Below are 7,524 nucleotides of genomic sequence, written 5' to 3'. Positions count from 1 at the left end.
TGGAAAACAAAATGGATTTAATGGAAAACAAAATGGATTTAATGGAAAACAAAATTGGTTCAATAGAAACTAGGATAGATTCAATTGAAAGTCAAATAAATGAGAATACTCAAATACTAAAGGCTTTAGAACATAAAGTAGATGTAATAAAAGCAGAACAAGAAAACATAAAACATGATATAGCACATATAAAAGGTGATGTTGAAGCAGTAAAAAAAGATATAACAAATGTGGAAGTAATAACAGCAAGCAACTGGGCAGATATAGCAAAATTAAAAGCGGTTAAGTAAATTAAAGCCCTGACAATTTGTCAGGGCGAATTACTTTAAAGGAGACTACTTTCTCTCCCAAGCTATAAGGACAAAGTCTTTGCCAGTTTCGGCTTTTAATGTACGTTCAGCTTTTTCTATTGCTTCCCTTTCACTTTCCTTTACTTTGGCTATTTCAAATGATGTATTTTCCATTGATGATATACCTCCTATAAAGTAAATTCACTATATTTTGTGTTTATATAGTTATTTTTATACACTAATAAGTATTTATAAATTATATAAATAAAAACATTCTTAAAAATTCATAATAATCATTAGTAACAAATTTTATAGTTTGAGAATCTAACTTTTCAACACCTGGATAAAAAGATGCTCTATAAGCTTTAAAATGATTTCTAAACTTTATTTCAATTTCAAATTTTTCCGGTAATTTTATCATATGTCTAGATAAATCACCAGATAAAGCCTCTTTAACACCTTCATTTATTCTTTTTACAGCTAAATTTGGATGAATTGATACAGAACCATTGCCAATGCCCTTTGAAACGGCAACTGTAACTAAATTAGGGAAAATTTTCTTTGCATTTTCACAAAGCATTTCATCACCACTTAAAAATGCTACAGGTATGCCATAATATATAGAAGTATAAGCATTCATAATAAATTCAGAAAGTATCATACCATTTAATTTTATATAATCATATTCAACACTATTCATAGTATGTGCTAGTGGATTGCCATCTTCCGAAGCAGCACTATGATACCCTATAAACATTGAAGCATCAAAACCTTCATCAATACCAGCCATCATCATGTGTGGATTTCTAGCCCACCCACGAAGTATTCTTGTATTTTCAGGTAACATTGATGGATTTATACTTCTTGCACTTCCATGTGCATCCTTTACAAATATATCATCACAACCTAAATCATTTGCACCTAAACAAGCTGCATTAACTTCCTTAGTCATTTGTTCCTTATGATATGTAGCTTGAGGGTCATGCAAATTAGTTTCCTCCCAATCAACAATTCCACAAGTACCTTCAATATCTGCACTAATATAAACTTTCATAAATCTACCCCCTAAATAAATTTTAAGTGTTTTTTATTGATATTTTTCGATATTTATAACCCTTGAAAGAAGAAAATATATAAGCTAAACCTACATTTTAAGCAACGGATATATCCAAAGTGTTTCGCCAACACGTTGCTCAAAGCGGTAGCAAGGATATATCGTTGGCGCTATGAGCAAAGCGAATTTTAAGCAACGGATGTATCTGAAGTGTTTTGCCAATATATTGCTCGCAAGTATATTTCGTTATAATCCATGAGCGAAGAGTAAAATACATAAGCTGAACCGACATTTTAAGCAACGGATGTATCCGAAGCGGTAGCAAGGATATATCGTTGGCGCTATGAGCGAAGCGAATTTTAGCTTGGAGGAGGACTTATATATTCTCACCGAGCGGACTATATCTTAAGAATTACTATAGCTTTGCAAAAGACAATGTATTCAACACATGAAGCATAACCCCTATCTCTAAGCAATCCTCATCTATATCAAAATCAGCAGTATGCAAAGGCGATAAAATATTTTTCTCTTCATTTCTACACCCTAAATGATAAAAAGCTCCTTTTGAATGTTCTAAGAAAAATGAAAAATCTTCTGCTCCTAAAGAAGGATGCTTTCTAAATACTACATTATCCTTTCCTAACAAGTTTATCGCATTTTCTTTTACTATATCTACAACAAAGTTATCATTAACAAGTGGTGCATAGCCTTCCTCAATATCAACACTACCTTTTGCACCAAGGCCTTTACAAGTAAAGTCTACTATTTCTTTTATTCTTTCTTTAGTATATCTTCTAGTATCAGGGTTTAAAGTTCTTAAAGTACCGCCAAGTGTAACTTTTGGGCATATCACATTTTCTTTTATACCACCATTTATAACTCCAAGAGATAATACTACAGAATCTACAGGATCTATATTTCTACTAACTATACTTTGAAGAGCGCATATAACATGACCTGCTGCTACTATTGCATCAACTCCTTGATGAGGATAAGCACCATGACCTTGTTTACCTTCAATAGTTATACTAACTGTATCAGTTGAAGCATTCATAGAACCATATTGAAGCTCAACCATACCTGTATTTATATGTGGCATTACATGAAGTCCTATAGTGTAGTCAACCTTAGGATTTTCCATGCAACCATCTTTTATTAGAAGTTTTGCACCTCCAACTGTTTCCTCTGCTGGTTGGAATAAAAACTTAACATTTACATCTAGTTCATCTCTCATATCATATAAAACTTTACAGCTTCCAAGAAGTATTGCAGTATGAGCATCATGACCACAAGCATGCATTTTACCACTATGTATAGATTTATAACTTTTATTATTAGTTTCTACAATAGGTAAGGCATCTATATCAGCCCGAATAGCAACTGTATTTTTAGCATTTTTATTAATGTAAGCCATAACCCCTGTATGATTAGGGTAAGTAGTATAATCTATACCTATTTCTTCTAAGTATTTTATAATTTTTTCTTTAGTTAAAAATTCTTCAAGATCAATTTCTGGAGTTTTATGTAAATCACGTCTTACATCTATTAACCATGACTTTAAATTCTTAATTTTACTTGTTAAACTGTTCACTTAATCACCCCTATTTAATGATAAGTTAATTATATCAATATTGTATTTATAAAAATGGAATAAATTGTATATGGCATTTTTTGCAATATGATAAGCATCATTTTCAAAAAAAATATCTAAAAATGATATATAATAAAAAGGTCAAAGGGAATGAATGGGAATTTAGATTGATAAAAATTAAGTAATATTAGGGGGATATAATATGAGATTATTAAGACCTACATACGTTGAAGTAGATTTGGATATTATAAAACACAACATAAATGAAATAAAAAAAGTTATAGATAAAAATACTAAGTTAGGAGCAGTTGTAAAAGCAAATGCTTACGGTCATGGAGCAATTGAAGTTGCAAAAGTTTTAGAAGAAGAAAATGTTGACTATATATGCGTTGCAGGTCTTAATGAAGCTATCGAACTTAGAAATAATAATATAAAATTACCCATATTAGTAATGGGATACACTCCAGATGATTGTCTTGATATAGCAATTCAACACAATATAACATTGACGATATTTTCAAAAGAACAAGCTGAAATTTTATCAAATAAATCTAAAAAAACAACCCAAAAAGCTAACATACATATAAAAATAGATACAGGATTTAATAGATTAGGATTTAAGATAGACGAAAGTTTACCATCTACAATCAATTATATATACAATTTACCAAATATAAATGTAGAAGGAATATTTTCGCATCTAGCACTTAAAGATGAGAAAAGTGATTATGATCAATTTAATAAATTTATTAATCTATTAGATAAAGTAAAACGTATTAATATACCTATAAAGCATATATGCGATAGTATAGGCATGGTTGCTTATAAAGATTTTCATATGGATATGGTTAGGGTTGGAGCAAGTTTATATGGATACAATAGTAGAAAATCAGAAATGGATTTAAAACATGCTATGACTTTTAAATCTAAGTTTGCACAAATAAAAACTATTAAAAAGGGCGAAGGAATAAGTTATGACTACTCATATATAGCAGATAAAGATATGAAAGTAGGAACAGTCCTATGTGGATACTCAGATGGTATACCAAGAATACTATCAAATAAAGGGTATGTCTATGTAAATGGAAAAAAAGCAAACATACTAGGTAAAATCTGCATGGATCAATGTATAGTTGATTTAACAGATATCAAAGACGTTAGTATGGATAGTGAAGTTATTTTTTATGGAAATGGCGGACCTAATTTACTTGATGTAGCTAATTTAGCAGATACAAATAGAAATGAGCTATTAAGTATAGTATCAAGAAGAGTTGACAGAGTATATATAAAAGATAAAAAAATATATAAAATATTAGATTATTTAAGCTAGTAGAATATCTAAAAAGGGGGGAGATATAATGATCAACATTATATGGATGGTATTACTAGTTGGGGGAATAACTATAGGTGTTTTAACTGGTAATACACAAGCAGTTACAGATGCGTTAATGAGTAACGCAGAAACAGGAGTAGAATTAGCAATGGGGCTAATAGGTATGATGGCTTTATGGTTAGGGCTTATGAAAATAGCTGAAGAAGCTGGTTTAGTTAAATTAATAGGAAATGCACTAAAGCCTATAATGAAGTTTTTATTCCCAGAGGTTCCAAAAGACCACCCTGCTATGGGATCTATGGTTATGAATATAGCAGCAAACATATTAGGACTTGGTAATGCAGCAACACCACTAGGTATAAAAGCTATGCAAGAACTTCAAGAATTAAATGAAGAAAAAGATACAGCATCAAATGCAATGTGTATGTTTTTAGCAATAAATACTTCATCAGTAACATTAGTTGCATCAAGTGTTGTAGCATATAGATTAGCAGCAGGTTCTAAAAACCCTGCAGAAATAATTGGGCCAACATTAGTTGCTACAATAGCATCTACATTAGCTGCAGTAGTAGCTGTAAAAGTATTTGAAAAGTTTTCAAAAAATAAAAAAACAAAATTAGTAGCTAACAAAACATTAGCAGCTAGTAAGGAGGACTAATTATGTTTGAAAATATAGTAAATGCAATATCACTTTATGCAATACCCTTTATAATAGTATCAATAGTATTATTTGGAGCATTTAAAAAAGTTAATGTATATGAAACATTTACAGATGGAGCAAAAGATGGTTTTAAAACAGCAGTAACAATCATACCATTTTTAGTAGGTATGCTAGTTGCAATAGGTGTTTTTAGAGCATCTGGAGCACTTGATTTAATAACAAATGCACTATCACCAATAACTAGTAAAATAGGAATGCCAGGAGAAGTTTTACCAATGGCACTTATAAGACCTTTATCAGGTGGAGGAGCATCTGGGGTTATGAATGATTTATTTACAACTTACGGACCAGACTCACTAATAGGTAGAATGGCATCTGTAATGAATGGATCAACAGAAACTACTTTCTATGTACTAGCAGTTTACTTTGGAGCAGTAGGGATTAAAAAGACTCGTCATGCACTTCCTGCAGGACTTATAGCAGATGTTGTAGGTATAATAACTGCTGTTGTTGTAACAAACATAATGTTTTAATTAAAGGGGAGATAATATGATATATCCAAAAGGAATAAAAAAGGGAGATACTATAGGTATAGTAGCACCATCTGGACCGTTTAGAGCTACAACTTTAGGTGAAATAGAAAATGCATTAAATGACTTAGGATATAATGTTAAGTTCGGAGAAAGTTGTTATGGTTCTTATAAAGGATATTTATCAAGTGAAGATGATATAAGAGCAAAAGATATTGAAGATATGTTTTTAGATAAAACTGTAGATGGAATATTTTGTTTAAGGGGTGGATATGGAACACCTAGAATATTAGACTTAATAGACTATAATATTATAAAAAATAATCCTAAATTCTTTGTTGGATTTTCAGATATAACAGGACTACATATAGCTTTTAATAAATACGCTGATTTAGTAACATTTCATGGGGTAATGGCAGGAACATCTCCTAAATGGGATGAATTTACTTATAACTCTTTAATAAATGCTTTAAATAACAATGTTACTAAGTTTGAAAATCCAAATGATGAACCTATATATACAGTTGTAAAAGGTCAGTGTGAAGGTGAATTAATAGGTGGAAATTTAGCATTAATAGCAGCAGGTATTGGAACTAAATATGAAATAGATACAAAGGATAAAATACTATTTATAGAAGATGTTGGAGAGGCTATATACAGATTAGATAGAATGTTAACTCAGCTATCACTAGCAGGTAAGTTTGATGATTGTGCTGGGATTGTATTTGGTGATTTCTGTGATTGTAACAAGGAAAATGATGATGATTTTGAAATTTTAGAACTTATACAAGATAGAGTATCTAAGTACAATAAGCCTTGTATATTTAACTTAAAATCAGGTCACTGTACTCCAATGATAACACTTCCTTTTGGATGTAAGTATAAGTTAAATGCTACAGAAAAAACTTTAGAATTAATAAAATAAATTATAAAAATGAATCTAATTTTAGGTTCATTTTTTATTGTAATTATATCGCTATAATTTTCCATAGAATTGTAAATGATTTATTGACTATAATAGAAATAATAAAATAATCTAAAAAGCCAATATAAGGGAGAGCAAAATGAAGAAAGGATTATTAAATTATGCAACTATTATAAGCATAACAATATTAATCATTTTAAATGGTACAACCTCAATATATGCATATAATATTTTAGAAAATAATGACAAAACTTTAGATATATTAGTTATAAATTCATATGATTCTAAGAATGAATGGGAAAACCATGTATTAACTGGATTTGAAGAAAAATTAAAACAAATAAAGCCACAAGACTTAGATTTAAATATAGATTTAGAATATCTAGATATAAGAAAAAGAAATGATAAAGATTATTTAAATTCTTTTAAAGAATTATTAAATAAAAAGTACCAATATAAAGATATAGATGTAATATTTGCTGTAGATGACGAAGCCTTTGAGTTTGTAAAATCAGAGGTTCTAAATCCAGATAGTATAATGTATCATAAACAGATATTATTTACTGGAATAAATGGTAATGTTGAACTTACAGATGAACATAAAAAATATATAACAGGTATATTACAATCTAATACAGATGAACTATTTAATTTGATATTATATCTTCACCCTAATATAGATACTATAAATGTTATAATTGATGAATTTACTTATTCAAATATGGTGAAAGAAAGAATAGAGTCATCAAAATATTTATTTTTTAGGTCAGTAAAAATTAATTTTATACAATCTAATTATATTGAAGATATACAAAATAAATTAAAAAAAATTGATGACAAAAATCAAGCTATTATTCTTACAGGAACATTTATGTATAAAAATGATAACTCACATGTAATGTTAAAAGATGTTGTTAACGATATAAAAGATATAACTAAAAATCCTATATATACAAACAATTATGCATATGTTTTTAATGGTGTAATAGGTGGAGTTGTAGCAGTAGGAGAATATCAAGGTAGTTATGTAGCTAAAGAAATAATTAATATATTAGAAGGTAATAAAGAAGAATATGGTATATTACCAAAGCCTAGTGGAGTATTTATGTTTGATTATAAACAAATATATAAATATAATAT

8 protein-coding genes and 1 pseudogene are annotated in these 7,524 nt (G+C 29.1%); 6 read left to right on the top strand and 3 right to left on the bottom strand.

Features of this window, described 5'->3' with window-relative positions; all coding sequences use genetic code 11:
• Positions 1–290 (top strand): annotated as a pseudogene (locus Q5F54_RS08390) (hypothetical protein); the annotation flags it as partial.
• 45 nt (positions 291–335) lie between these two features.
• Here Q5F54_RS08390 and Q5F54_RS08385 read toward each other — a convergent pair.
• From Q5F54_RS08385 to Q5F54_RS08375, 3 genes are all read right to left on the bottom strand, one after another.
• On the bottom strand, positions 336–464 hold the full coding sequence (locus Q5F54_RS08385; protein ID WP_278335242.1) for a hypothetical protein: 129 nt from the start codon (positions 462–464) through the stop codon (positions 336–338).
• 82 nt (positions 465–546) lie between these two features.
• Positions 547–1,344, bottom strand: a complete 798-nt coding sequence (locus Q5F54_RS08380; RefSeq protein WP_071120089.1) for a M55 family metallopeptidase — start codon at positions 1,342–1,344, stop codon at positions 547–549.
• Positions 1,345–1,759: 415 nt separating this feature from the next.
• Positions 1,760–2,935, bottom strand: coding sequence for a M20 family metallopeptidase (locus tag Q5F54_RS08375; protein WP_302334231.1), 1,176 nt, complete (start codon positions 2,933–2,935; stop codon positions 1,760–1,762).
• Positions 2,936–3,137: 202 nt separating this feature from the next.
• On the opposite strand from Q5F54_RS08375, the gene alr reads away from it, so the two are divergent.
• The 5 genes from alr to Q5F54_RS08350 form a co-directional block, all read left to right on the top strand.
• Positions 3,138–4,265: an alanine racemase gene (gene alr, locus Q5F54_RS08370; RefSeq protein WP_302334230.1), complete on the top strand. Its 1,128-nt coding sequence runs from the start codon at positions 3,138–3,140 to the stop codon at positions 4,263–4,265.
• A 28-nt stretch (positions 4,266–4,293) separates the two neighbouring features.
• A complete protein-coding gene (locus tag Q5F54_RS08365; protein WP_071120092.1) occupies positions 4,294–4,926 on the top strand; it encodes a nucleoside recognition domain-containing protein in 633 nt (210 codons plus the stop codon).
• 2 nt (positions 4,927–4,928) lie between these two features.
• Entirely contained in the window at positions 4,929–5,462 is a 534-nt protein-coding gene (locus tag Q5F54_RS08360) for a spore maturation protein (protein ID WP_071120093.1), read from the top strand.
• A 16-nt stretch (positions 5,463–5,478) separates the two neighbouring features.
• Positions 5,479–6,384 carry an LD-carboxypeptidase gene (locus Q5F54_RS08355; protein ID WP_071120094.1) on the top strand — a complete coding sequence of 302 codons (906 nt, stop codon included), beginning with the start codon at positions 5,479–5,481 and terminating at the stop codon, positions 6,382–6,384.
• A 139-nt stretch (positions 6,385–6,523) separates the two neighbouring features.
• Positions 6,524–7,524: hypothetical protein (locus tag Q5F54_RS08350; protein WP_302334229.1), on the top strand; the 1,001-nt coding region annotated here is incomplete at its 3' end.

This window comes from uncultured Romboutsia sp., from assembly GCF_958366745.1.
GTDB classification, from domain to species: domain Bacteria; phylum Bacillota; class Clostridia; order Peptostreptococcales; family Peptostreptococcaceae; genus Romboutsia; species Romboutsia timonensis.
The sequence above is the reverse complement of the archived record's forward strand: the minus strand, read 5'-3'. Positions and strand labels throughout refer to the sequence as shown.